Below are 26,080 nucleotides of genomic sequence, written 5' to 3'. Positions count from 1 at the left end.
TTTACTCCCCCTTGAACTGACTTAAGAAGCGCAAGTCATTTTGATAGAAATTACGAATATCGTTGACCCCATAACGTAACATTGCGACACGATCTGGGCCAAGTCCAAAAGCAAATCCGGAGTATTCTTCAGGATCGATTCCTGACATTTCCAAGACATTTGGATGAACCATACCAGCACCTAAGATCTCGATCCAACCTGTGTGTTTGCAGACGTTACAGCCTGAACCACCGCATTTGAAACAGCTGACATCGACTTCAACAGATGGTTCTGTAAATGGGAAATAGCTTGGGCGTAAACGGATTTGGCGATCTTCCCCAAACATTTTCTTCATCACGACTTCAAGTGTTCCTTTTAGATCACCCATCGTCACGTTCTTGTCAATCACCAATCCTTCGATTTGATGGAATTGATGGCTGTGTGTTGCATCATCCGTATCACGTCGGAAAACTTTTCCTGGTGAGATCATGCGTAGCGCACCTTTTGAAAAATCATGTTTTTCCATGGTACGTGCTTGGACAGGCGACGTATGCGTACGGATCAAGATTTCTTCTGAGATATAGAAAGTATCTTGCATATCACGCGCTGGATGGTCTTTTGGTAAATTCATTCGTTCAAAGTTGTAATGGTCTGACTCGACTTCATATCCTTCAACGATTTGATACCCCATGCCGACAAAAATATCTTCGATTTCTTCCATGATCTGCGTCAAGATATGGCGTGTCCCTTGTTTGACTGAGCGACCTGGAAGCGTGACATCGATTGTTTCTTTTTCTAATGCTTCATTCATTGCAGCGGTTTCCAATACTGCTTTTCTCTCTTCGATTTCTTGTGTCAATAGATCACGGATCTCATTGGCAAAGCTTCCCACTTTCGGACGTTCTTCGGCACTTAGATCTTTCATTCCTCGTAAGACCTCAGTGATCGGTCCTTTTTTCCCTAATGTTTCGACACGGATTTGATTTAGTTCTTTCAAATCCTGCGCCTGCTTGATCTTGACGATCGTTGCTTCTTTCAAGCTTTCGAGTTGTGCTTGTAAAGACATGCGATTTCCTCCTTTAAATTCAACTACAAAAAAGACCTCATTCCTATCAAGGAACGAGGTCTTCGCGTTACCATCCTAATTTACGATCCCAACGAGATCGTACACTCATTTTAATAACGACAGATATACTGCCGGTCTGAAAAATCTCTCAGACGAACTCGGAAAGTGAACTTCATTTTTCAAACACAGGATCTGCTTTCAGTCCATGACAGATCTCCCTATACTGGTTTAGCCAAACTACTCTTTTTCGTCAACATTCTTTTTGTCTATTCAACTAAAAACTAGTGTACAAGATTTTTGATGCAAAATCAACTGCATTCTTCGGGTGTGACCCATTTCTCACTCCAAAGCTGCAACTGGACCATCGCTTTTTGTAGATCTGCCCCTTTTTCTGTCAGCATATATTCTGAACGACTGGATTCATTACACGAAAAATTACGGGTAACGATCTTTTCTTTTTCAAGCTCTTTTAATCGTTCGACCAAGACACGGTCACTGACCATCGGGATTTTTGCAGAGAGATCAACAAAGCGCTGCGGACCATTTTCGAGTAATACATCGATAATCAATCCATTCCATTTTTTCCCTAAAATCGAGAATGTTTTTTCAAATTTGGGACACAGAATGAATTCTGTCTGTGTTAGCTCCATCTTACTCACCTCTTTTCATGAGTATAGCATATTACTTACAAAGTGTAAGTCCAGTTTGCTCACTTCTTATTCTTTATTAAGATTTATTATTTTCTTCGCCTGTAACAAAACTAAAAAGACATCTTGAACGGGTTTATTCAGCGCTTCACTCAATGCCCGTTGGTATAAGTTCAATTGCCCGCGGTATTTGCTGATGACCTTAGTGATTTCCTCTGGGTTTTCAGGATGTAAAATAAAATCAGTCTTGAAATCATAAAGCTGCACGTACTCCCCAAAATCAAGATATCCATCGACGATCCCATGGATCAATAATTCATCGTCTTCATTCGGATAGTGATCGAATACCTTTTCTGCTTGTAGAAGCATTGAAAATGGTTGTTCGCGTTTCACTTTTTCCGGATGTTCAATCAGTGATCGGCCAAGGGTAGATTCATAAAACCATAAGATGGAATCAATTGGCACACGTTTCGCTACTTGTTCATCGACTAAACGTTTTTTGACGAGGGTCGTCAGTTCTTTTTCGATGCTTTCTTTCGTCAACTGTTCCAATGGTAGGACTTGTAACAGAAAATGTGTCGCTGTCCCAACAGCTGTGGCAGAAACTTTGCGCTCTTTTTGTACAAAACGTGGTTCAGCTAATTGGTCTTGCGTATACCTGAAAGGCTGGGCAAAGGCTTTTTTATCACTGCTTTCCCAAGTCAAACGTGCCTCTGGGGAATCGTCTGGATCTTCAAACAGCCGTTTGATCTCAGAAACCGATTGATAACTCGTTGTTTGCGAAGAGGCTTCATAAGGATAAGTGAAAGCTAAACGAGCTTGTAGTTCAGCGGTTAATGGTGTTTGATCTCCTTTTTGTTCTTCTGCTTGCTCTCCTTTGACTGTCAATGCTTGGCGTTGGGTTAAAATCTCTTGTTGATCCATCCAGGTGATCGTAAAATCTCCCGGTGAATGTTTCAGTTGTTGTAAAGGCGTGACTTCTGGAAAATATTCGGTCATTTTAGGATGACGGATCAAGCTGTAACCGATCCAATTCATCAAGCTACTCGAACTTTTCAGGCGAATCACAGGGTCTAACACTACATCCGTTTGCTCACTTGCCTCTGACCAGGCTTTGAACGTGTCTTCTTTGCTTTTGTACGAACCGACAATAAACAATTTTTGCTCTGCTCTAGTCAGTCCTACGTATAATTTACGCATTTCTTCGGAAAGCAATTTCTTCTGTTTGGCTAATTTGATGGCTTGATAAGGTAATGTGTCAAACAAGACCCGCGTGTCTGGCTCCATGTAGCGCACGCCCGCACCTAGTTTTTCTTCGAAGGCATAACGGTTTTTCAAGTCTTGTAGATTGAATTGCTTCGTCATATCTAATAAGAAAACGATGGGGAACTCTAATCCTTTACTTGCATGGATGGTCATGACACGAACGGCATTGTCACTAGAAGCAATCACTGGTTCCGCCAAGTCTTTGTCTTTCTCCTGCATTTTCTCAATAAATCGTACAAATTGATAGAGACCACGAAACGAGCTTTGTTCATAAGCTTTGGCACGATCCACTAACGCATACAGATTCGCTTGACGTTGTGCACCAGCTGGCAACCCAACGACATATTCTAAATACCCTGTTTGGTAATAGATTTCCCATAATAAGTCCGTGATCGAAGAACGCCGCGCTAACTCTCGCCATTGTTCCAGTTGCTCATTGAAATGAAGCAATTTAGCCGCTAATTCATCTTGATTATTATTTTGGTAAGCTAAGACTGCATCATAGTAAGTATGCGCCTTATCGGCTAATCGGATACGTGCTAACTCTGGTTCGATCAAGCCCACGACTGGTGAACGTAACACTGAAGCTAATGGGATATCCTGATAAGGATTGTCGATCAATTGGAGCAATGAAATCATGATCCTGATTTCTGTCGCTTGGAAATAATTTTGGGCATCATTGAGTTCCAACGGAATATCAAACGTTTTGAATACTTCTAAAATCGTCAAATTATTTTTCTTCGTTGGTGTCAATAACACGATATCTTTGAATTCGATTGGGCGCTCTTCTTGACTTTTTTTGTCGTAGATCATGAATTTTGAATCGATCAATTCACGGATCTTCAAGCCAGTCATCAAAAGTTCACCTTCTGTTTTGTCTTCCAACATATCGTCTATCGGCAACTCGATTTCTGTCGTTTCTTGTTCCTTTTCATAGATCAAGACTTCTGGTGCAAATCGTTCATTTTCTGGGAACCCAGAAAAACCTAGAACCAGCCGAGCCGCTTCATCATAAGCGATTTGTCCAACTGTTGGGTCCATCAGCTGTTCAAAAATCAAGTTGGTAAACGCTAAGACTTCCTGCCTTGAACGGAAATTCTCAGCTAAGACGATTCGTCGTCCCCCTTTTTCTTCCGAGAATTTCTCATATTTATTGATAAATAGAGTTGGATCTGCTAAACGGAAGGAGTAGATCGACTGTTTGACATCTCCCACCATAAAGAGATTGCCTCTCTCCTCATCTGGCTCTCTGACCCAACAGAGCAATTCTTCTTGCAATTGGTTGACGTCTTGGTATTCGTCGACCATGACTTCTTTAAACTTTCTGCGATAATAATCCGATGCTTCGCTTGGTAGCCACTCTTCCTCTGTTTGTTTCGTCAATATTTGTAACGCCAAGTGTTCCAGATCATTGAAATCTAGCACGCCTTTTTCACGTTTGCGCGCACTGAAACCTTCCATGAAAAGCTTTGTGACTGCTGTCATTTGTTCAACGAGGGGTAATGCTTTTTGACTCAACTCTTCGATTTGTGCAGGCGAAACTGGGAAATAGCTTTTGCCAATTTGTTGTAAGATTTTTTTGGCGCGGTCTCGCAAGTTTTTGACTTCAGCAGAACGTTCTTTCAACTCTGCTTTCCGACTGCTTTTGAAGGTCGAAAACGTCAGGTTTTCTAAAGCTTGATAAGCTTCGTCCAACTCATCCCCAAGGAAACGTTCATAGATTTTTTGGATACTTGCTTGTTCTTGTGAGACTTGATCAAACATCTTTTCAAGTCCTTCTTCTTGTGCCAAAACGACCATTTCTTCGTATAACTGCGTACAATGAAGGAGATCAGCTAAGACAAGTGGCCGGATCTGTTCTTGATACAATGCAGAAGCTGCTAATCCCTCTTCTAGCCGATACGCTTCTGGTAAACGATCCAACCAAGCCAACGGATCAGGATTTGCTCGGGCAAAATCATAGAGAGAAAATACGAGGTTAGTCAAACCGTCATCTGAACGATCATTTGAAAAGTTCATCGTCAGCTGAAAAAAACCTTCGCGATTTTCTGCATAGAGTTGTTCTCTGATCTCATCCCAGACATCTTCTTTCATCAAGATCGTTTCCGTTTCATCCGTCAACATCCGAAAGACTGGATCGATATCGATCAAATAGTAATATTTACGGATCACCGTTAAACAAAACGCATGGAGTGTCGAGATATTTGCGGTAGGCAGTAAAACAAGCTGTTTCGTAAAATGTTTTTGCCAGACCGGATCACTTTCACTATTGACTGCTTCTTGTAAGGCTACTTGAATCCGCTCTTTCATTTCTCTTGCTGCCGCTTCTGTAAATGTCACGATCAGCAACTCATCGATATTGACGCCCATTTTCAACTTTTCGATCACACGGCGGACTAACACAGTCGTCTTACCTGAGCCGGCGGAAGCCGAAACAAGCAGATTGTCGCCTTGGTCAAAAATGGCTTGCCATTGTTCATCGGTAAAACGTTCATTTTCCGGTTTTAAAGGAATTGATGTCACTCGTCTTCACTCCTTTTTAGTATTCTGCGCAATGCTTCATCTTTATCCAGCTTTTCTAAACGATGATAATTATTTTCTTTAAGCATGACGTCAAACGTACATATACTTCTGAACGGACAATGCTCACAAGCAATCCGTTGTTTATCTTTGTAAGCTGGATTCAGTTTGATCTCCCCTGAGGTGATCGCTTCACCCGCTAAACGCATATTCTCACGATTATGGTTCATAAATAATTGAAGTTCTTCTTCTGTATAGAACTTCTCTTTACTATAACTACCCTTTTGTAATTCGTCTTTGGCGTTTTTCTTCACTGGATAGATCAACGAACTTTCTTTTGCTTCCAATGAATGATCGAGCACTTCTAACAGACCGGGATCATCGACAAAAACACCGTCATAGCTGAATTTTTTCAACGTATTTTTCTCGACATCTGTCGTATCTGTCAAAACTGGATTATGCACATGCAAGTAATAGGAGCCTGCTGGTTTGACTGCAGCTTTCCCAGTCAATCGTACAGCATCCATCAATGCCACATCAAGATATGTCAATAGTTGCATCGCCATGCCGTAGTAAGCTTCCGTCACATCAAAAGAACGACCACTTGATTTATAATCGACCACACTCAACCACGTATCACTTTGTTCAGTTGCTACATCGATGCGATCGATTTTTCCACGAACGTGGAGTTTCCCACCCTTGTCTAAAGGTATTTCCAATCCTGGAATCCCTCGTGCGCCAGCGATCTGTCCGAATAAAATCTCTGTTTGCAATGGCTTCATGCCCGTATTCTTACTTTGTTTTTGTAACGCCCATGCCACTTTTTGGATCGTCTGCCCTAATTGGTAACGAATATAGTTCATCCGTGCAGAGCTATCTAAAATCTCAAAGCGTAATTCACCAAATACTTCTTGTAAGACTTTTTCGGTAAATTCTTGTCGCTCTTTCTCCGACATCGCCACAAGTGACAGTTGATTCGAGAATAACAATTTGAAGAAGCGATCCAATGATTCATGATAAAAGTCGCCAGTGGCAGCTGGTGTCAGTCCATAGATATTACGTTCTTTCAGCTTCAAACCAAACTGGACAAAGTATTTATATTCACAGTTATAAAAGTTTTCCATGCGTGAGATCGACGTATAGATTTCTTTGCCATAAAGAGCTTCTGCCATTTCTTCTGATAAGGAAACTGGTACATTTAGATGATCTTGACTTTCAAAAATCGTCAATGCAAAATTTCGTTGATCCGAACGCAGAACTAACTCTTTTAGTTGTTGCCAATAAAGTGGTACTGCTTGTTTGGCTTCTTTTGCTAAACGATAGACCCGATTGATCGTATTGATCCCGCTGCGGTAAGTGCCCACGTAACAATCTGGTTCACTCGTCAATTGCAACTGGCATTTTGGCTCGACTGGAACACCTAGATAGTCAACGACTCGTTTCAAGTACGGAGACATTTTCAACCGATTGGTATCATAGCTTTGCGCATAGCTTAAATACAAACGTTCCGTTCCCGAAACAAACACTACATACGCTTGGAAAGGTTCGAAAGACATACTTTCTTTTGCTGGATCAAATAAAAATTGATCCTCGCCTAACCCTTGATTCAACGCTTCACGTTCTTCACTCGATAATAAGCCTTTGGTTTCATGACGATCTGGGAACACTTGGTCATTCAAGCCGACCGCAAATGTTACTTTTGCTTGATTAGGTCGCACAAGTTCCAAGCGGTTGATCCTCACCTGATCGATGGCCGTAGGAATTTTCCCATAGCTAAGATTTTCTAGCCCACTCGTGATGATCTCTTGGAATAATGACCAGTCGAACGCTGTTTCTCCGTAGATCAATGAATACTCGTCCAAAAGATCCATCAACGCCCCCCACGTTTGTTCATGATTTCTAGCCGCAGCTAATCCGCCACGTGCCACTTCTTGGTCCCGCCAGAAAAGCAATTGTTGTTGCACGCCGCTTTCGATCAAGAAGCGATAAAACAAAGTGACAGCTTCTTGACCTGTTTGGCATTTTTTGATGTTCTTCAAAAACACCGGCACCATGTCACGAAAAAGTCTCCGGATCGTATTTGATTGCTCTTCCAGTTGTTTGACGTCTTCTAGCTGTTCTGCTTCAAAATCATAGGCAACAAATTGCCAATCTTTCTCACGGAGCCAATAATTGCCTTGATAGTTGTAAGCTAACGCTACATTTTCTGTAATATCTAAGTTCGTACGGAATTGATTTCTAGTAACTTCCCAAGTCTCAAGATCCAGTTCTTCCGCCGGGGCACCGATCGTCAACTCTGTCTTGAAGAAACGCATGATATCGTTTAAGCGGTATTGGTAACGATCCAATGCAAATAAGCTGTTGATCCATTCAATCAATGGATGATTTTCCATCAATTGCTCTTCATCCAGATAAAAAGGGATCGACATCTCTTGAAAAATCGGACGCAGTAGATTTCCATAAAGCGTCATATCCTTCGTCAACACTTGGATATCTCGATACCGAAAGCCTTCTTGACTGACCAAACGTCGGATCTCCACCGCTAATTGCCGAACTTCTTCCGTTGGATTCTCCGCCTCCCACAGATGTAATGTCTCTTGCGCGCCAAGTTCAACAGATTGGCTTTTCTGCTGGCTAGATGTTTCTTCCCACATTTGTTGTAAGGTTTGAAGTTCTTTTGGGTATTCCCGATTCGGTGCATAATGATCGACAGAGACAGGAACATTCAATTCTCTTGCTGCGTTAAGTAGTTGGAAATAGACCTTCCCTGTATTGAAAAACAAGGTCAACGGATCTGGTAGATCAGATTTGTAGGGGCGATCCAGTAGCAAATCCACCACTAGATGTCCTTTTTCCATCATTTTTTGCAGCAACTGGTATTCTTGGGCATTGATTCGAGCGAAACCACTCACTAAGAACTTGATCTTATGATAATCCTGTGTCGCCATATAATTTGCTAGTACAGTCAACGCGTCTTCATATTGTAGCGCACGTTGGACTAATTCCTCTTCGAATGCCGAGAAGATCAGTTGTAAATCCTTCATTTTCAATTGTCGGTCTTCTTCTTTTGGCGACTCTCCTGTCACAGAAGTGAGCAAATCAACAGGCGAAATTTTTCCGACTTGCAGTTCGCTGTATAGCTCTTGTAGTTGACGGATAAACCCTTTTTTACGGATTTCTCCTCGAAATATCGTCAATTCTTCTTGTTTTTTTTCTAGGATTTGGCGGAGGATCATTGCTGAACCAGATTCGGTCAATTCACTACCTGTCAGCAACGTGGTTTGTTGTAATAAGTACCAAGCCAAACGATAGAAACTGAATACTTGTATATTCGTTGTGCTAAATGAGCTTTTTCCGCTTTTTTTTCGCATCTCAGCGAGTAATTCTTGCTCTTGTTCAAATTTATTATAGTTAGGTACAAGGAAAAATACTTGATTGTCTTCATCTTTTTCAAGCCAAGCGGCGGCTTCATCGATCAGTGCTTTGCGGTGGTCTTTTTGACCATTCCCTAAGATAAATTGTAACGACACCTTATTGCCTCCTTTTCCTGGTTGATATACCTCTTCATTATAACAAAGATAGCTGAACATTTGTTCTATTATCGTTTAAATTTTGGAAATAAAAAAGCCGGAGCAGGACGACTATCCTCTCCGACAAATGATGTTGATCCAATCAGTGGATCGAACCCATTAATTTTTTGATTGGTTCTTTGATTGCAAATAAAATCACTGCACCGACGATTGCTACGACACCAATGATCCCAAAGTACGCTGATTCGGTACCAGGTGTATAAAAACGAGCGATTTGTGCATTGATGGCTTGGGAAGAAGCATCGGCTAAGAACCAGATCGCAATCGTTTGCGATTCAAAGGCTCTAGGTGCTAATTTCGTCGTAACAGAAAGACCGACAGGTGATAAGCAAAGTTCAGCGATCACGATAATGAAAAAGCTACCGATCAGCCAAAGCGGGCTGACTTTTCCAGCTGTTCCATATAACATCCCCGGCAACATCAATAACAGATAGGACAATCCGGCAAATAACAAACCTAGTGAGAACTTCACTACAGTTGATGGTTGCCGTTTACCTAACCGTGTCCATAAAGTAACGAACACAGGAGTCAAAATAAAGATGAAGATCGGGTTCAATGATTGATACCAACTCGCTTGGATCGGAACACCCATCAAAGTCGATTGTGTCCGTTCACTTGCAAACAGCGCGAGGATCGATGACCCTTGTTCTTGCAATGACCAAAAGATGATCGCTGCTAAGAATAACGGGATATATGCCCATACGCGTGGTTTTTCTTCCACTGAAACATCTTTTGAAGTCAACATTTTGATAAAGTAATAAAGTGGTAAAACGATTCCTAAGACACTGATCGTATTAACAAAGAAATCGATCGTCAAATGTCCAGTCAGTTGCGCTCCACCAAAAATAATAGCAAATACGATCAATGCAATCACAACATTACGGATAAATCCTTTGCGTTCGCCTTGTGTTAAAGGATTTGGAGGTGTCATACCCACTCCATCCAATGTCTTACGTCCTTGGATCACATATTGCAACAACCCGAAGAACATACCGATAGCGGCTAATGAGAAACCTAAATGGTAGTTATACTCTTGACCGATCGTACCGACGATCAACGGCGCGAGCAATGCGCCTAAATTGACACCCATATAAAAAATCGAAAATCCTGCATCTCTTCTTAAATCGGTTTTCGTATACAAATGCCCAACCATTCCCGAAACGTTTGGTTTTAAGAAAGCTGTACCGATGATGATCAGTGCCATCGAGATAAATAAAGTAGAGACACCAAACGGCAATGCCAAAACAACATGACCGATCATGATGAAGATCCCACCAATAAAGACGGTTTTTTTGGCTCCTAACACACGATCTGAAAACCAGCCGCCTACGATACTCGACATATAAATCAACGAACCGTAGATCGACATGATCGACAACGCTGTGGCACGAGGTAAACCAAGTCCACCATTTGCTACCGTGTCGTACATATAATAGATCAGTAAGGCACGCATACCATAATAACTGAATCGTTCCCACATCTCTGTGAAGAACAATGTAGACAATCCCTTCGGCTGACCGAAGAACCCTTTGTCTTGTTTTTCCATATTCCCATACCCCAATTCTTTTAATTTTCAGAAAATAATACACATATTTACCGAAAATCCGTGTAAAAATATTTATTTAAGAAATATATACTTATTTTCTATAAATACAACAAAATTTTAATGGGAAAACGATAAGAAAAAACATAGGTTATTTTTAATAATTATATAGTCTACTTCATGTCATAAAGCTTAAATGTCGGTATATTCAGTATGTAAACGGTCTCGTAACGAATTTTTTATGTAAAAGAACATCTTTTTTCTATTCTTACATTTTGTTGAGCGTTTTGTTTTACTTACTTTTTGTAAGATGATATACTTCGTTTTGTCATCAAGAAAAAAACGCAGAAAAGCGAATTAAAGGAGAACTAATCTATGACTGAATTTACAAATATCTTAAAAAACCGCCGTTCGATCTATGATCTAGGCCGTAACGTATCACAATCAAATGAAGAATTAACAACATTGATCCAAGAAGCAATCAAAGAAAGCCCTACTGCTTTCAATGCGCAATCAACACGTGCAGTAATCTTATTTGGCGATGCACATGAAAAATTATGGGAAATGACAGAAGAAGCTTTACGTCCATTGACACCTGCTGATGCTTTCCCAAATACTCAAAACAAATTAGCTAGTTTCAAAAAAGGTTACGGTACTGTCTTGTTCTTCAAAGACACAGATGTGATCAAAAACTTGCAAGAGCAATTTGCATTATATGCAGATAACTTCCCTGATTGGTCAGAACAATCAAATGGTATTGCTACAGCCAATACTTGGGTGGCATTAAGCGAAGAAGGTTTAGGTGCAAACCTACAACATTACAATCCAGTGATCGATGAAGCTGTCGCAAGAGAATGGTCGATTCCTACAAACTGGAAATTACGTGCACAATTAGTCTTTGGTTCACCTGAATCTCCAGCTGGCGAAAAAGAATATATGAACGATGCTGATCGTTTCCGCGTGTTTGGCTAATTCCACTAATACAAAAAGACAGCTCCCTCTATTAAAAGAAGGAGCTGTCTTTTTTGTCATTTCAATGGATCATTCATCCTCATGCTCGATCATGATATCAAGTTCTGCATCATCATTTAAGTGTTTTGCTAAAAAAGGAATCAATTCTTCTAATGAGACAGAAAATTTCAATAACGGGCCACGCCAACCGTTCCGGAAAAAATTCATTTTGACTTCTTTCGAATCTTTTGGTTGGTAAAGAACGACTTTGTTGATTTCAGAATATGGCACTCCACGGCGGTCAAAGCTGTTCAAAACTAGCCCTTCTGTAGTAAGTCCTCGACTATCTAACAAGAAACTCAATAACACAAGAGAAGCCAAGATGCCTTTCACTAACTCATCAGTGGTTGGTTGACTAACCAATGTATACCATAGAACCAGTACAGCAAGGAAAGGAACAACTAAATAGACCCAGCGATTCCGAACCGTTTTATAAACGATCTCTCGTCGTACAAGCCATAGAAATAAGCACATGACGATGACAAATAAAAATAGAACTATTGTAAAAAAGGAAACCATCTTATCGATCCACACCTTTATTTTCAACTCTTGAAACTAGAAAATCAAAGGGGTAAATCATGTCCCCTCTAACTGAACAAACGGTATTCAAGGAGCAGCACTTCGGTCATAAGCCAAAAAACTCAAAAATGAAATAGGCATTTTCGTTTTTTCTGTCTGATATCTTAGTGTTCAATGCTCCTTTCATAACCTTAAAAGGACCTGCAACATTATCATTCGATGTTGCATGTCCATATCTTCTTATTCAAATGTATCATATTTAGCTACTACCATGCTAGCTTTTTCTTCTAATAATTCTTGATCTTCTATAGCGCATTGGGCAACTTTGACTACGGCGCAATTCGTCATTTTTGAAACAACTTCTCCAACAACTGATTTGGTAAAACCAATGGGCCTACATGAATATTGTTCTCCTAAATTAATCATTTCTTCCGTCATCAAAATCCTCCTAAACTACTCAAACAGTTTGCCACAGAAAATCATTTCGTTTTATCTGTGTGTTTCGTTAGTGGTGTTTTGATCAAACTCTTATTTGATCTATCCGCATTATAGCGTACTGTTTTCGTTTTCACAAATTTTAACAGCTAAACATAATAAAAAAATCGTTTTTGGGACTGTTTTTCCTTGTTTTTTTACATTTGATCAGGCAGATTCATGTAGTTTTTTTTAGAAAAACAATTATAATAGAAAGAAGTCTGGAGGAGTCTTTCATGTCAAAACAAAAAAGTAAAAAACGATTACTACTAGGTGGGGCAACGCTAGTGTTGATTTCAAGCGTCTTTTACTTTACAAATAAACAATTAGAAGATCAGAAATCAATAACGGAGGAAAACATAGAGCAGACAAGCAAAACCGAAGAAAAACAAGTACTACTCGACGTACCTCTTGAAAATCAATTCGATGAACCTGCACTAGAGAATGGCTGTGAAGTAACCGCCTTATCGATGCTGCTGCGCTTCTATGGCTACGAAACTACCAAAAATCAATTAGCCGAAGAACTAAATTATGTCCCCGTTTTCAATGCTGATGGCACTCATGGCGATCCAAATGAAGGCTTCGTTGGTGAGATTTGGGGTGGTGACTGGGCAATGGGTGTCTATGTTCCACCAATCGCTACGTTAGCGCAAGAAATCCTACAAACCGATTATCATACCGAACCGCAAACGGATGCAAGCTTGACTGACATCAAAAATGCATTAAAAGAAGAAAAACCTGTGTGGGCTTCTGTCACGATCGATTTTCAAGTGCCGACAGAAAATGATTTCATGACTTGGACGACTGCAAACGGTGAAGTACAAGTCACGCCATTAGTCCATGCCTGTGTTGTAACTGGCTATGATGATCAATCGATCTATGTCAATGATCCTTATGGCATAAAAAATCGTGCGGTACCAATCGACGACTTTGAGCAAGTATTTACTGCCATGGGCGGACAAATGCTTACTTTAGAAAAGAACTAGTATTTCCTAGAAAAATAGCTTATACTCAAGCTAACAACGCATGGAAGGAGCAAGAATCTGTGGAACGATTTATTCATAAAAAGGCGGATCCAAATGAAATCCCAATCATCTTCGTCCGTGATACTGCTGGGAATATCCAAAAAAAAGTGTCAGTCAATGAATGGACGAACCGATACAGCCCTGCTTCCCTCGATTTACTTGAAATCAAACTTTATCGACAAGCATTGGCTTATTATTCTGAGCAAGACTACGAGAAAGCCATTGATTTGTTGAAATTTTTGATCATTCAAACTGGCTATACTCATTTTGAGTACATCGAACGTTTAGCCACCATTTATCGTAAAACCCATGCAGAAGCACTTGAATATCAGTTGCTCTCTTCTGTCTTGGCATCCGCTGAGATCATCGGCTTGCCTGCTGGATTGATCAAAAAATTGGAACGGCGAATCGATCAATTGAAATTGAACATGGCAAGAAAATAAAATAAACCTAAGAACGAATGATTAAGTCATTAATCAATTATTCTTAGGCTTATTTTTTAATCCAATACTTAGTTTACATAATAAAAATAAAATCAACCAATTATAGCTAATGCTTCTTTAGGTACCTCTTCTTTGGGAATTTCTTCGTATGTTTCAACATGAGCGCCTTTATTCGTCAATCTCAAGTAACGGTCTTTTTTTAAAACAGATAACCCATTAAATTCAATCTCGCGTTCGTTACCATTTGCATCAACTGCTTTTTGGATATATTTTGCTGTACCGAACGAATTGACTTCATCGGGCTGTTTTGTTTTGACATACACTTCTCCCTTTGTGACTAACGGATTCAATTGGTCAATAACTGCTGGCAATTCTCCACTAGCACCCTGCGTATAAAACTTTAAGCCAAATAACGCTAAGCCACTGAATACAACGGCACCTACTAATACTTTGATTACTTTCATTTTCCTACCTCCTCTTTACTCTTTGAGTATAGCCTGTAAAAAAATCAGATTCATCCGTCTCTAGATCGAGTTTTTTATCGGACTTGAGCACAGAAGTTATTTTTATAAAATTTCATAGATTTTTGCTATTATAATAGGAAAGAAAGGATGTGTTTCATTATGAATAAAGAAGAAATACTTCAGAAAATCAAAGATCTGGTCCAAAGTGGCAATTTCACTGAAGCCAAAACATTTTTCGAAGAGCATAAAGAACAATTAGGTCCTTACAAAGAAAAAGCCCAAGAATTTCTCCAAGGTGTCGATTTTCAAGGAATAACGGATAAATTCAAAAATCTGTTCAAATGAACAATCATCTTTTCGTAAGGTGGTTCGAGCCAGAATATCACATTTAGAAACAAAAGATCCCTGACAATCAACGATTGTCGGGGATCTTTTAAGGTTCTGGCGACTCTAAAACATCATGAGTATTTGCAAAAGCCACACTTTTATCAAAACCTGCTTTTAGTACAATCTTGTTGGATCATAGTGATACGTCACATTGCCATTCAGCTCGGCCTTTCCAACAATAAACTTGCGATTCTCAATTTTTAACCATGCTTCGCGAAAAGCCATGACTTCCTCACGTTTGACCTCTATTTTTTGGATTTTTCCATCCATCAACTCTTGGATCATTTGTTCATAGGGATTCATCTTTGATTGCCTCCAGCTTATTTCAATAATCAGTGAATATCGGCGCATGTATTTCTTTCGTATCTAAATCTTTCCGCACATTCACTTTCGTGTAAATTACCTTTTCCACTGGAATACTATAGTAACTCTCTTCCCCATCATTAAATTGATGGAAATCTGTTTTTGATAAAATACCGTCGATTTTATTCATTAAAACTCGCGGTTCCACACTATTACTTACGATATAATAGCAAATACGGATATCGTTTTCTAAATGTAGATCAACTTCTAAAACAACTTGGTCCATGAAACATTACACCCTTTCTTTAAAAGAATTATAACAATAAGTACGTTCAGAATCAAAAAAACAACTTTTTTGTTGAAATCAAGAAATTTTATGACATCTCCCCTTGTGCATGTACGTACAAAGTGTTATTTTTATTTAAGTATTTCATTTTTCTTGGAGGCGTATATTGTATGGACACTATGGGACAACTGGTTTTTTATGTTCCTTTTTTTCTTATGACAACTTTAGCAATCTACTACACGAAATGGACGAAGCGGAAATTTTCCGTATTGCTGACACTTTTACCAGTCGCTTATTTTTCCCACAAAATATTTTCCCTTCGGCATTGGGAACCCACCCCAAAATTACTGTCACATGAATTAGGGTTGATTATTTCATTAACGATATTGATCTTATGGATTTATTACCTTTACAAACATCCTTAGTTACCAGTACTACTCTTCACGACTAAAAAAGCCACGTTGGAAATCAGCAACGTAGCTTATCAGGAATCGGAATTTATTTAACGACCAACACATTGCAAGGCGCATGTGTCACTACATAAGAAGCCGTTGATCCTACCAATGCTTGTTGAATCGAGCCTTTACCAGTCGCCCCCATCACGATCAAATCAATCGACTCCTGTTTCGGCAATACTGTGGCGAGCAAGGTTCTTGGATCACCCGTTTCCACGATTGCATGGATCGTTTCGATTCCAAATTCTTTTGCATCATTGATCCTCTTCAATAGTTCTACTTCTGTTTTTTGCTTTTCTTCCGCATAAATTTTCGAGAATGCATACGCACTGTGTGTCAATTCGATTTTATTGATAATTGAAACGATCAATAATTCTGATTGATTGTCTCTAGCTAATTCTAACGCTTCGGCAAATGCCTTCTCTGCTTTTTCTGAACCATCAATTGCCACCATTATTTTTTCATACATATTCGTCATCCATACCATCTCCTTGTTTCTTCTATTGTATCATTTTGATCGATTTTTATAAAAATTTCACTTTTTTACCGACAAATCAAAATTAATTTGCCGATTTTCTACTTTTTTGTTTTGCATTTTTCTAATAAAAAACAAATGTCAAAAACGCATGAATATCCTTTTATGATGTTTTTCTAATTAAAACGCACATTATTTATACATATCCTTGTTACAAAAAAGGAGCATTTGTCACAAACTGTCACGTATCTTTCACCTATGAAATATAATCCCATGGTAAAGTATTACTCGTTAGCGAAAACAGCTAACCAAATAACTTTTTAAAACACGAAGGAGATCTTTCATGAAATCACTTAAAACAATTCTTTTTGGAACAACTTTGGCTGCCGGCGCTGCATTATTTATGGGTACTTCTGCACACGCAGACGAAGCCTACACTGTTCAATCAGGTGATACTTTATCAACGATTTCTCAAAAATACGTTGGTGACAACTCCTTGATCCAAACAATTGCCGAAGCGAACTCAATCTCAAACATTCACCTGATTTTTTCAGGTCAAGAATTAACTATTCCTACTGGTGAACAAGCAGCTGCTCCTGTCGCTACTCAAGCGCCTGTAGAACCTGTTCAAGAAACAGCTCCAGTTGTGGAAACACCTGTAGTGGAACAAGCTCCTGTAGTAGAAGAAGCGCCAGTTGTGGAACAAGCACCTGCTACTGAAGTAGCTGTTTCAACTGGTACGAACGATGCCAAAGAATGGATCGCACAAAAAGAATCTAGCGGTTCTTACACAGCAACAAACGGACGCTATATCGGCCGTTACCAATTAGACTCTTCTTACTTGAACGGTGACTACTCTGCTGCCAATCAAGAAAGAGTAGCAGAACAATATGTTGCCTCTCGTTATGGCTCTTGGGACGCTGCAAAAGCTTTCTGGTTAGCTAACGGTTGGTACTAAAAAGAGCGATTTTGAAAAAATGGGAATCTTATTGATTCCTATTTTTTTTGTTCTTATTTCGCGTTAGTTCCCTTTTGTTTTTGCCTTTGACTTTGTTTGATTTTTTTGATCGCCCAATCATAATGGCTCGATGTAGCCGAAACAAAATAACCGCCAAGTGTCGTATTTCCTACCCAAGGATACTGTTTTTTTTGGAACAGCTGATCGTCATCGAAGGTTTTCGCCAGTAACATCACTTCTGCATGGCTTTCCTTCAACCAGTCAGACGCTTGCCGTAACGTAGTAGACTGGTGTTTTTTTGTAAAGGCACGATTCATTTCGGCTGTCGTTCGCCAATTATACGGCTCCGGCAAAAAAGGCACCGCTTCTCCCATTTGATTATCAGTCACCCACTTTAATAGCAAACAATGCCACTCGTATAAATGGATCAACACGTCTTTGATCGTTTGATCCCTTCGCCAATGTGCTTCTTTTTTCTTTTCAAGAAATACTTCCTCAAAATCAAATGTCACTTCTCTTTGTTCCTCAGGTATTGAATCGATCAACTGCTGTAACTTCTCATAATTTTCAGCTGCGAGTATCAATAATTCCTCTTTTGACTTTGGTCTCATATTCTTCTCCTTATTAAAAATACATACGTTTTAAATCGTTTCCAATCTACCTATAATTCTAGTATGCCTGATTTCTAAAAAAAAGACGAGTAATATCCTAGAATGAATATACATTCTAGATGATTACTCGTCTTTATCCACTTGATTCAACGATCTTCATTCCATGTCTTGACTGAGAACCGCCTATCACTATACACTTTTTTGATCAAGTCATTTAACGGTACTCGCTTTGATACGCTGACAATGGCAAAGGCACCTTTTTCTTCAGTTCAATACTCCATTGAATTCTCGTTACCAAAAGAATAATACATATTTCTTCATTATAGACAGGTGTTTTTTACCCTTAGTTAGCCATATCCTTTATTTTTTCCTTGATGATTTCGCGGGTCTTTCTAAATTCAGCAATAATTTCTTCTTCCGTACCAGTTGCTTTTGCTGGATCTTCTAAATCCCAATGTTCATGACGGATATGAGCAGGAATCACTGGGCATTTATCTAACGCATCTCCGCAAAGCGTAATGATCAAGTCCGCATGGCTAAAATAATCTGGATCAATCAAGTCTGAAGTTTGACTCGTAATGTCGATGCCATCTTCTGCCATCACTTTTACGGCACGTGGATTCAACCCATGTGTCTCCACTCCAGCACTGCGAACGTCAAATTGCTCCTCCAAATATTCATGACCATACCCTTCAGCGATCTGACTTCTACATGAATTACCGGTACATAAAAAATAAACTTTCTTCTTTTCTACACTTGTTGTCTTCTCCAAAACCATTCCTCCAATCCAAATTCCCTTTCAGGATTAAGTTTATGATATCATATATTTAAGGGATCGTTGGTTCATTCAAAAAAAACGTATTATTTTTAATAAACCAATGATCAGCCATTTACATAATAAATAACTAGTGAATACAGAAAAAACAGCTTTTTAAAGCATGTCAAAGACTTTTTACATGCTAAATCTGGCAATGACAAACACCTTTGATCGTCGATTTCGACCTCTTCGATCACACTGAGATAAGAAGGAGCGGATACTATGGACTTGAGTCATCAAATAAAAAAATATCGTAAACAGCTAGCTTTATCCCAAGAAGAATTAGCCGAAAAATTATATGTTTCAAGACAAACGATTTCAAACTGGGAGAATGAGCGTAGCTATCCCGATATTCATAATTTATTGTTACTGAGTGTCCTGTTTGACGTTTCTTTGGATCAATTAGTCAAAGGAGATGTGGAAAAGATGAAAGAAAATGTGACACTTCTGGAAATAAACAAATATACTAAAGTCATGCTCGTATCAATGCTCCTTGCTTTGATTTCAATTGGGCCATCCTTGTTTTTACCTGGTAATTGGCGATTAGCTCTTCCCTTGATCTTTTGGATCGTCAGCATGTACGGCGCAATAAAAGTCGAGGGACTCAAAAAACAAGAGAATATCAAAACCTACAAAGAAATCGTTGCATTCATGGAAAACAAAGAAGTAGCACCTCTACGTAAACAAAGAGACAAGCTCAGAAATTGGATCGAAAAGGTAGGAATCGTCCTTTTGTTTGGACTCATTTGTGGAGTGATCGCATTACTCACAAGTCTGCCGTTTGTACTATTCAATCGCTAGTAATATCGCAAAAAAACAAGATCAACCTTCAAGGATCGATCTTGTTTTTTTGTTAATCGGAACCAACACAAATTTTTTTGTACTCATTAGATCTGTTTATTGTTTTCCCAGATCATAAGGTATTCTTTCTCACCCATCGATTCATCCATTTGTTCATCCACTTTTATAAAGCCATTTCTAAAGTAGAATCGTATTGCTCCTTTATTCTTACCATAAACATACAAGCTTATTCGTTCTTTTTCTTTTTTAGCAGCTTCAATCAATTTTTGCCCGATTTTTCTATTTTGATATGTTGACTCTACAAAAATGCCAGCTAAATAAGATTCATCTACGATTCCCATAAAACCAACGATCTGACTATTCATTTCACAATAATAAATTTCTGCTTTTGGCAATTCTTTTTTCAACAACGCTTCTTTCTCATACCAATATTTCTCATCAATAAAATCATGTGTCTTGATATTGGTCGTTAACCAAATAGTTAGTAGCCGGTCCATTATCTCTCGGTCTAGTTTCTTCACTTTTTTAATCATCCCATTACTCCTGAAAACTTATAGTTATTCTTCATACCTCTTCAAACGATCATTTAGATTGCCCGCATGGATGTCTACTGCTACCCGCGAACGTCCTTCTTCAATTTTGAGGTCTAGAAGACGAAGTTGTTCTTTATATCAAAGAAGTTGTTCCGCAGAGATTTGAAAAATCAATATGATTGTAGGTTTTGAGAAGCTTTGTCTGCTTATCTTCCATCAACGCCACCCACAGATCACCGATCAATAAGAATGTTTCTGGAAATAAGGAGTATTGTTTTCCTTACTCGAATACACTTCTTTTGCATCAAAGATCTCCGTAAAGACTTCTGTCGAACATTTACGACCACGAACGACAACTGTCATGTGCGAGAGTTCCAACTTCGCTTTCTTTTTTAGTTAAGACTTTTTAGCATTACCAAACATGGATTCCATTCATCCCATAAGGTTGGGAACACTTCTAGCTCAACAAAACCCATCCTTCGATAGAATCCAATCGTCTGATCATAGATAGCGTAATGCCCTTCGGCGACCGTTTTCACTTGTAAAAATAGGTAATGTTTTCTTGCATAGGATTCAAGTTCACCTAGTAATCGCTTACCTAGTCCTCGATGATGATAGGCTTTTTTTATCCCCATACAATAGATCTCACCGGTGGCTTTACTTGTTTCTTTTAAACTGATAAACCCTATTGATTCATTTGTTTCTTGCAAGACCCACAACGGATATTTTTGGCAGTTCTCGATGTATTCTTGTGTCGAATCTGGCAAGCCAAACCATTCTGGCAAATCATTCAAGACTTCTTGGACGATTTTTTTCTTTTCTATTGCTTCTTCTACTAAATCAATACGCATTGATTTCCTCTTTTTTCGGCAAATATCGATCAACAAGTTGGAATCGTTCAAAGACGATTTTTGTTTCTTCATTGAGCAATAATCCATGTTCTTCATAGTAAGGTTTGAAATAATTGTAATGCCCCTTTTGCCAATACATAAGAGATAAGTCGCCTTCACCTTCTGTAGCTGCCAGTTCTTCGGTGATTTCTTTCCAAGGTAGGATCAACACTTCGACAGTCTGGATAATGCCTATCGGTACTTTAGAGCTATTCACAACGACGGAATAGTCACCAACTTTAGGTAATGGTTCGTTATCCATTTGGTAAAGCTCATACCCTGAGCTTGTCCCTGTTTTCTTCCCTTCCAATACCAAATCTGCTAATTCATCTGCGTGTTCTTTCGTATTTCCAAAAGCAAAAATTTCATATAATGACGCTTGTGACACACCATTTTTTAAGCAAAAGCTTTCCCAATATTTTGGTGCTTCTAGGTTCAATCTGTCACCAACTTTCTGATTGATAGTAAATCAAGTATACCAAAAACAGGAAAACTAAGCCTTTCACATTCATTTTTTTACAACTCCTACAGTTAAATTTATAGTTACTCCCCAACTTCACTTCTTGAATACAAGAAATAAAAAAACTAGACTCACTTTTTGAGAGAATCTAGTTTTGTTTTCAGGATGAAATGGAAAATTAGACATCCACTTTGTTACAATAAATGCAACCAAAGAAAAGGAGAAAATTCATGGAACTTTATTTCAAAGAATTTTTATTGATCACGCAAAAATTAAACAAGCAACAGATTACTCCGCTACTACTAGGTTCATTGGGCTTGTCTTACTTAACAGATATCGACTGGCAACCAAGAGACATTGACATCCACGTTCCTGGCGATCCCCGTGGTTGGGAAGCACCCGATGAAGATCGCTTGCACAATTGGCAAAGCATCTTAAAAATCATGGAAACGTTGAGTTACCATCTAGTTGATTTACACGAACATGAATTTGCTAAAGATTCTTATACCATCCAATTTGGCAGCATGGACAGTCTTCTCGGCTTTTCAGGTATTCCACTTAATGAACTCTCTCTAATCAGGATCGACGACTGTTCCTTTTACTTACCTACAGCGAAACAATATTTGAAAATCTATCAACATTCCGCTAAAGATAGTTACCGTGCAGATAAAAATAATCATAAGGATCTAGCAAAGATCGAGTATTTGGAAAAGTACATGGATGGGAATACGTAATAAATGATTTTAAATGATTGAGTTACTTTTACTTATAATCAAAATATTTAATTAGACATTGCATCAAGTCTATTCATTGAATCAAAGACTCTCTTATCAATTTTTTAATTGATCGCTAAGAGAGTCTAAGATCCTATTTCTTATTTATTTTTATATCGATAAACAAACAAGCTATATGTACTCAAAAAAATTCGTCTAGAAGAGAGAAGCTATCATAAAAAATGATGTACTCTTAATTAATTTTTACATATTTATTTATCAATCAAATGAGTTAGGCATTGAAAGCACCATCAACTGCAACTCTTGTCCAATTTGTGATGTAAATGTTTCTCCAATTTCACGAAATCCAAATTGTTTATATAAATCCATCACCTTAGGAATACAAATACTATCAAGTATTATTAATTTTCCTCCAATTGATCTTTTAACATCGTCAACAATAAGTAAAGCTTCTTCAATGATTTTTACTCCTGGAAATTCTTTAGAAAAATAATCATTCTTTGCGACATGAGCAATTAAATAAGACGGTGCAACACCTACCTTACTCGGCGATTTTCCGTTAAATACTAATTTCTTTTTCTCTTTTATTTCAAGCTTGCTAATATCTAAATCTTTGATTTGCTAACGTAAAAAAAACTAAGAGATGTTCTTGTGTTTCGTCTTTAAAAATCAAGTACGTCCTTGTCGCATGATAAAGCTCTTTTTGTATGGCATCATGTTTTAAAATTCAGTCATTTCTGAATTGTTTCCACAAAAAAAGAAGATTCTACAAAGTTCGAAAAGCGTTCTCTTACCTTCTTTCTAAGAGCTTTATTTCCAATCTCAATTTCCTCTTCTTTAATTACTTCAACCAGCATTTTGATCTTTTTACTTAATGAAATCACAGTATAGTCCATATTATTTTTTTCTCATCCAATTAGGTACTTGATCCTTGTTACTAATACGATCACTAGATTTCTTTTCTAATAAGTCATAGAATTTTTTTGTAGGATGCGTATTTTCAATAATTTTGACATCTTCATTAGATAAAATAATTGGACGTTCCAAACTTATGTTTGCCATAAATACCGACTCCTTATTATTATTAACTACATGATAGATTATATTATTTCTTCGCAGTAATTTAAATACGTTACATACAAAGTACACACGTTATCCCTTACGATACTTAAAATTTTAAGCAGAGTTTCATTGATCGGATAAACATTTCTGTCATCTTCCATTTAAAATTTGGTTATCTCTAAACTAAAAAGTGTCACATAATTAGTAAAAAACAAAATGATTTTTTTTTTGAACTGTTTTATTCACTTTCATCCTTATAGTAGTACTATCTAAGACAAAAAAAGATTCAACGATTTTGAAACATAATCACTCATATTCACTCTTTTGGCGTTTATTAGAAATCACTCAAAAAAATTGAAATATTGTTCAGGTGGTTCTCCCACACTTTTTAATACTTCATAGCCTCCTTCATCATCTTCAATGACACGTAACACTTTGCATTGAAATCTCCAATCATCACCAAAATCAAAGACAAACTTGAATTTATCTCCTTTTTTCAGACCGAGTTGATAAAGTTTATAGTCACAGGTATGAAGGTATTCGTGTCCCATGTCAACTTCTGCCATGTAGTAACATTTATTTCCACTCCAAGCAGAATTGTCCATAAAAAATGCATGTGCGTGATCATTGATAAAATCAAATGAATCCAAGATAATTTCAGCAAAATCTTCAAGTGTCTCATCTGTTGACACACTAATGTGCCGATAACAACCTGATCCTATTGAAATACTAAATACAATTGCTACAATTGCTTGATTGTCTTTTTGAGAAATCATTTTAATCCAACCTTTCTAAAGTAACCAAAAATTTTATAAGTTAACAACCTACCCGTTCTATGTACAGGTTTTTACATCAAAATTGATCATGAGAATAGCTACTATAACTATTATATCGTTTGTAAGAGTGAAAACGTACTAATTTATTTATTTTCGATTACATTAAAGTTTGCTAATTTTCGTCTGTATCGTTCAACTAACCCAACATTTTTCATAATAAAAAACTCTTTAATCAACTTTTCAAAAAAGTTGGTTAAAGAGTTCAACGTTTACTTCATCATTCGTTATATTACAGATCCGATCTACCTTCTAAAGAACAATTACCTAACGAATCCCAAGCGCAATCCGTGCATAACGACTCATTTTATCGGTCGTCCATGCGGGGTACCACACTAATTTGACTTCTGCTTTTGACACTTCTGGTACTTCTTTTAGTGCATCATGGATCGATTCAGTCAAGATATCAGCTAACGGACAGCCCATCGTTGTCAAAGTCATTTTAACAACGGTATCTCCATTTTCAGGGTCAAATTCGATTTCATAGATCAAGCCTAGGTTCACGATATCGATTCCTAGTTCTGGGTCAATCACCATTTCTAACGCGGTGAGAATTCGCTCTTTGATTTCATCTACTTCTTCAGCAGACCATTTTTGTTCACTCATTCTTCGGATTCTCCTTCTCACAATTTTTGTTTATCATACCTTTTTTTAAGGGGTTTGTAAATATTCATTTGACTAGCAAGGTCTGGACAGAAGTCTTTCACTTCAAGAACTAAGGTAACAGCTACGCAAATTGTTTTTCAAATTTTTTATAGATCCTCTTAGTTCCTAAGAAGTTACTTCTTTTTCCACTAGTTATTCGGTTCAAAGGTGACAAACAAGGGGGTAGATTTGTTTGTCTATCCCTTTTTTATTTGCTTTTCGCCTTTTTAGATGCATGTTTGATTTCAGGAAGAACCCCTGTTGAACGATACATTTTTTGTTCGCTCTCATTGGCAAAGCGACCAAAGACGGAATGCGTTGGTAAAATATTGATGAACGCATCTTCGTCGATCTCATGGACGATTTGATCAAGATCATACATTTCGTAACGTGTGATGACCATCATGATCATTTTTCCTTCACGTTTTGAATATCCACCAACTGAAGGTAAGAGAGTCATCCCCCGAACCATGCGTTGCGCAATTTCAGCAGTTACTTCTTCTGGTTTCACAGTGACAATCATGGCGGTCACTTTTTGGTGACTCGTATGGATCGCATCGATGACTTGAGTCATTGCATAGATCGAGATGATCGTATACAAAGCACTTTCCCAATTAAAGAGGAAGCCAGCTGCTACGACGATAATGCCGTTTAAAATCAGCATATAGTTTCCTACGGTTTTCCCTGTCGTTTGAGAAAGAACCAATGAAATGATGTCCATTCCACCAGTTGTAAAACCCATTTTTAGAGAAATACCGACGCCGACGCCAAGTAAAACACCACCGACTAATGCATTCATCAGTATATTATCTGTTACCTGTCCTGTCGGTAAAACTGTCGTCATGACTGACACACAAACAACGTTGATGAAACTAAGTACAGTTGCGCGTTTTCCGACTTTTAAAAAGCCTAGTATAAATACAGGAATATTTAATAGAAAAATAAACGTTCCAGTATCGACATCTATATGGACCCATTCAGATAATAGTGAAGCAATGATTTGGGCGATCCCGTTCATTCCTGCAGAAAAGACGTTGGCTGGAATCAAAAAATAATTCAATGCCACCGCTGCAGACAAACCGGTCATCAAGATAACCACTATTTTCTTAAGATTTTCGTTTCTTTGATAGACAGTCATGAATCTGCTCACAAGCACCTCTCCTTTTCAAGTTTATTCCAAATGTAAGAATAACAGTTTCTTCCAGAAAATAAAATAGCGACTACTTAAATGAGAAGAATTTTAGTAAAGTTGTCACAAAAAAAATAAGCCTATGCTACAATAA

At 38.2% G+C, this 26,080-nt stretch carries 29 protein-coding genes; 8 read left to right on the top strand and 21 right to left on the bottom strand.

Annotation, left to right across the window (positions count from 1 at the left end):
* Window position 1: 1 nt before the first annotated feature.
* The 5 genes from pheS to IGJ19_RS06185 all read right to left on the bottom strand — a co-directional run bounded on the left by pheS (window position 2) and on the right by IGJ19_RS06185 (window position 10,614).
* Entirely contained in the window at window positions 2–1,045 is a 1,044-nt protein-coding gene (gene pheS, locus IGJ19_RS06205; protein ID WP_071867821.1) for a phenylalanine--tRNA ligase subunit alpha, read from the bottom strand.
* Between the two features lie 308 nt (window positions 1,046–1,353).
* Entirely contained in the window at window positions 1,354–1,695 is a 342-nt protein-coding gene (locus IGJ19_RS06200) for a winged helix-turn-helix transcriptional regulator (RefSeq protein WP_019724054.1), read from the bottom strand.
* A gap of 66 nt (window positions 1,696–1,761) precedes the next feature.
* On the bottom strand, window positions 1,762–5,481 hold the full coding sequence (addA, locus tag IGJ19_RS06195; protein ID WP_430604491.1) for a helicase-exonuclease AddAB subunit AddA: 3,720 nt from the start codon (window positions 5,479–5,481) through the stop codon (window positions 1,762–1,764).
* Complete coding sequence (locus IGJ19_RS06190) at window positions 5,478–9,008, bottom strand: PD-(D/E)XK nuclease family protein (RefSeq protein WP_430604490.1); 3,531 nt, start codon at window positions 9,006–9,008, stop codon at window positions 5,478–5,480. The genes addA and IGJ19_RS06190 overlap by 4 nt, the downstream gene beginning before the upstream one ends.
* 142 nt (window positions 9,009–9,150) lie before the next feature.
* The gene (locus tag IGJ19_RS06185) at window positions 9,151–10,614 is read right to left on the bottom strand and encodes a peptide MFS transporter (RefSeq protein WP_086334611.1); all 1,464 of its coding nucleotides are present in this window, start codon (window positions 10,612–10,614) and stop codon (window positions 9,151–9,153) included.
* A 372-nt stretch (window positions 10,615–10,986) separates the two neighbouring features.
* On the opposite strand from IGJ19_RS06185, the gene IGJ19_RS06180 reads away from it, so the two are divergent.
* The gene (locus IGJ19_RS06180) at window positions 10,987–11,583 is read left to right on the top strand and encodes a nitroreductase family protein (RefSeq protein ID WP_430604489.1); all 597 of its coding nucleotides are present in this window, start codon (window positions 10,987–10,989) and stop codon (window positions 11,581–11,583) included.
* Window positions 11,584–11,652: 69 nt separating this feature from the next.
* On the opposite strand, the gene IGJ19_RS06175 is transcribed toward IGJ19_RS06180, so the two are convergent.
* Both IGJ19_RS06175 and IGJ19_RS06170 read right to left on the bottom strand, forming a co-directional pair.
* The gene (locus IGJ19_RS06175) at window positions 11,653–12,141 is read right to left on the bottom strand and encodes a hypothetical protein (RefSeq protein WP_071867826.1); all 489 of its coding nucleotides are present in this window, start codon (window positions 12,139–12,141) and stop codon (window positions 11,653–11,655) included.
* Between the two features lie 240 nt (window positions 12,142–12,381).
* Window positions 12,382–12,579, bottom strand: coding sequence for a hypothetical protein (locus tag IGJ19_RS06170; RefSeq protein ID WP_010735604.1), 198 nt, complete (start codon window positions 12,577–12,579; stop codon window positions 12,382–12,384).
* A 272-nt stretch (window positions 12,580–12,851) separates the two neighbouring features.
* Here IGJ19_RS06170 and IGJ19_RS06165 point away from each other — a divergent pair, with 272 nt between their 5' ends.
* Window positions 12,852–13,601, top strand: coding sequence for a C39 family peptidase (locus IGJ19_RS06165; protein ID WP_430604488.1), 750 nt, complete (start codon window positions 12,852–12,854; stop codon window positions 13,599–13,601).
* 59 nt (window positions 13,602–13,660) lie between these two features.
* The gene (locus tag IGJ19_RS06160) at window positions 13,661–14,083 is read left to right on the top strand and encodes a hypothetical protein (RefSeq protein WP_430604487.1); all 423 of its coding nucleotides are present in this window, start codon (window positions 13,661–13,663) and stop codon (window positions 14,081–14,083) included.
* A gap of 92 nt (window positions 14,084–14,175) precedes the next feature.
* Here the strand turns inward: IGJ19_RS06160 and IGJ19_RS06155 are convergent, their stop codons facing one another.
* The gene (locus IGJ19_RS06155) at window positions 14,176–14,547 is read right to left on the bottom strand and encodes a YxeA family protein (RefSeq protein WP_071867829.1); all 372 of its coding nucleotides are present in this window, start codon (window positions 14,545–14,547) and stop codon (window positions 14,176–14,178) included.
* Between the two features lie 159 nt (window positions 14,548–14,706).
* On the opposite strand from IGJ19_RS06155, the gene IGJ19_RS06150 reads away from it, so the two are divergent.
* Window positions 14,707–14,892, top strand: coding sequence for a hypothetical protein (locus tag IGJ19_RS06150; RefSeq protein WP_071867830.1), 186 nt, complete (start codon window positions 14,707–14,709; stop codon window positions 14,890–14,892).
* A gap of 156 nt (window positions 14,893–15,048) precedes the next feature.
* Here the strand turns inward: IGJ19_RS06150 and IGJ19_RS06145 are convergent, their stop codons facing one another.
* Both IGJ19_RS06145 and IGJ19_RS06140 read right to left on the bottom strand, forming a co-directional pair.
* Entirely contained in the window at window positions 15,049–15,237 is a 189-nt protein-coding gene (locus tag IGJ19_RS06145) for a hypothetical protein (RefSeq protein ID WP_065095892.1), read from the bottom strand.
* A gap of 22 nt (window positions 15,238–15,259) precedes the next feature.
* Window positions 15,260–15,523: a hypothetical protein gene (locus IGJ19_RS06140; protein WP_071867831.1), complete on the bottom strand. Its 264-nt coding sequence runs from the start codon at window positions 15,521–15,523 to the stop codon at window positions 15,260–15,262.
* Between the two features lie 170 nt (window positions 15,524–15,693).
* Here IGJ19_RS06140 and IGJ19_RS06135 point away from each other — a divergent pair, with 170 nt between their 5' ends.
* Window positions 15,694–15,948, top strand: coding sequence for a glucose uptake protein (locus IGJ19_RS06135; RefSeq protein ID WP_071867832.1), 255 nt, complete (start codon window positions 15,694–15,696; stop codon window positions 15,946–15,948).
* Between the two features lie 73 nt (window positions 15,949–16,021).
* Here the strand turns inward: IGJ19_RS06135 and IGJ19_RS06130 are convergent, their stop codons facing one another.
* Window positions 16,022–16,456, bottom strand: a complete 435-nt coding sequence (locus IGJ19_RS06130; RefSeq protein WP_071867833.1) for a universal stress protein — start codon at window positions 16,454–16,456, stop codon at window positions 16,022–16,024.
* 340 nt (window positions 16,457–16,796) lie between these two features.
* On the opposite strand from IGJ19_RS06130, the gene IGJ19_RS06125 reads away from it, so the two are divergent.
* Complete coding sequence (locus tag IGJ19_RS06125; protein WP_074799681.1) at window positions 16,797–17,411, top strand: LysM peptidoglycan-binding domain-containing protein; 615 nt, start codon at window positions 16,797–16,799, stop codon at window positions 17,409–17,411.
* Between the two features lie 53 nt (window positions 17,412–17,464).
* Here IGJ19_RS06125 and IGJ19_RS06120 read toward each other — a convergent pair whose 3' ends face one another.
* Window positions 17,465–18,022, bottom strand: coding sequence for a ClbS/DfsB family four-helix bundle protein (locus IGJ19_RS06120; RefSeq protein ID WP_430604486.1), 558 nt, complete (start codon window positions 18,020–18,022; stop codon window positions 17,465–17,467).
* 343 nt (window positions 18,023–18,365) lie between these two features.
* Window positions 18,366–18,800, bottom strand: a complete 435-nt coding sequence (gene arsC, locus IGJ19_RS06115) for an arsenate reductase (thioredoxin) (protein ID WP_430604485.1) — start codon at window positions 18,798–18,800, stop codon at window positions 18,366–18,368.
* A 261-nt stretch (window positions 18,801–19,061) separates the two neighbouring features.
* Here arsC and IGJ19_RS06110 point away from each other — a divergent pair, with 261 nt between their 5' ends.
* Window positions 19,062–19,640 carry a helix-turn-helix domain-containing protein gene (locus IGJ19_RS06110; RefSeq protein ID WP_430604484.1) on the top strand — a complete coding sequence of 193 codons (579 nt, stop codon included), beginning with the start codon at window positions 19,062–19,064 and terminating at the stop codon, window positions 19,638–19,640.
* An 86-nt stretch (window positions 19,641–19,726) separates the two neighbouring features.
* Here IGJ19_RS06110 and IGJ19_RS06105 read toward each other — a convergent pair whose 3' ends face one another.
* The 4 genes from IGJ19_RS06105 to IGJ19_RS06090 all read right to left on the bottom strand — a co-directional run bounded on the left by IGJ19_RS06105 (window position 19,727) and on the right by IGJ19_RS06090 (window position 21,502).
* Window positions 19,727–20,173 (bottom strand): GNAT family N-acetyltransferase, encoded by a 447-nt coding sequence (locus tag IGJ19_RS06105; protein WP_430604483.1) that lies wholly within the window; start codon window positions 20,171–20,173, stop codon window positions 19,727–19,729.
* A 240-nt stretch (window positions 20,174–20,413) separates the two neighbouring features.
* Window positions 20,414–20,536 carry a hypothetical protein gene (locus IGJ19_RS06100; protein WP_019723288.1) on the bottom strand — a complete coding sequence of 41 codons (123 nt, stop codon included), beginning with the start codon at window positions 20,534–20,536 and terminating at the stop codon, window positions 20,414–20,416.
* Between the two features lie 29 nt (window positions 20,537–20,565).
* A complete protein-coding gene (locus IGJ19_RS06095; protein WP_142433498.1) occupies window positions 20,566–21,024 on the bottom strand; it encodes a GNAT family N-acetyltransferase in 459 nt (152 codons plus the stop codon).
* Window positions 21,014–21,502, bottom strand: coding sequence for an ASCH domain-containing protein (locus IGJ19_RS06090; protein WP_430604482.1), 489 nt, complete (start codon window positions 21,500–21,502; stop codon window positions 21,014–21,016). Before IGJ19_RS06090 ends, IGJ19_RS06095 begins: the two co-directional genes overlap by 11 nt.
* A 251-nt stretch (window positions 21,503–21,753) precedes the next feature.
* Between IGJ19_RS06090 and IGJ19_RS06085 the strand changes: the two genes are divergently transcribed.
* Window positions 21,754–22,257 (top strand): phosphoribosylanthranilate isomerase, encoded by a 504-nt coding sequence (locus IGJ19_RS06085; RefSeq protein WP_430604481.1) that lies wholly within the window; start codon window positions 21,754–21,756, stop codon window positions 22,255–22,257.
* An 897-nt stretch (window positions 22,258–23,154) separates the two neighbouring features.
* On the opposite strand, the gene IGJ19_RS06080 is transcribed toward IGJ19_RS06085, so the two are convergent.
* The 4 genes from IGJ19_RS06080 to IGJ19_RS06065 form a co-directional block, all read right to left on the bottom strand.
* Window positions 23,155–23,319, bottom strand: coding sequence for a hypothetical protein (locus tag IGJ19_RS06080; protein ID WP_019723294.1), 165 nt, complete (start codon window positions 23,317–23,319; stop codon window positions 23,155–23,157).
* A gap of 341 nt (window positions 23,320–23,660) precedes the next feature.
* Window positions 23,661–24,095 carry an IS1096 element passenger TnpR family protein gene (locus IGJ19_RS06075; RefSeq protein WP_081367441.1) on the bottom strand — a complete coding sequence of 145 codons (435 nt, stop codon included), beginning with the start codon at window positions 24,093–24,095 and terminating at the stop codon, window positions 23,661–23,663.
* Between the two features lie 324 nt (window positions 24,096–24,419).
* Window positions 24,420–24,758, bottom strand: a complete 339-nt coding sequence (locus IGJ19_RS06070; protein WP_019723739.1) for a metal-sulfur cluster assembly factor — start codon at window positions 24,756–24,758, stop codon at window positions 24,420–24,422.
* 247 nt (window positions 24,759–25,005) lie between these two features.
* Entirely contained in the window at window positions 25,006–25,953 is a 948-nt protein-coding gene (locus IGJ19_RS06065) for a YitT family protein (protein WP_430604480.1), read from the bottom strand.
* Window positions 25,954–26,080 lie beyond the last annotated feature (127 nt).

This window comes from Enterococcus sp. DIV1368b, from assembly GCF_050529595.1.
Taxonomy (GTDB): Bacteria; Bacillota; Bacilli; order Lactobacillales; family Enterococcaceae; genus Enterococcus_B; species Enterococcus_B mundtii.
This window is presented reverse-complemented; position numbering and strand designations above follow the sequence as displayed.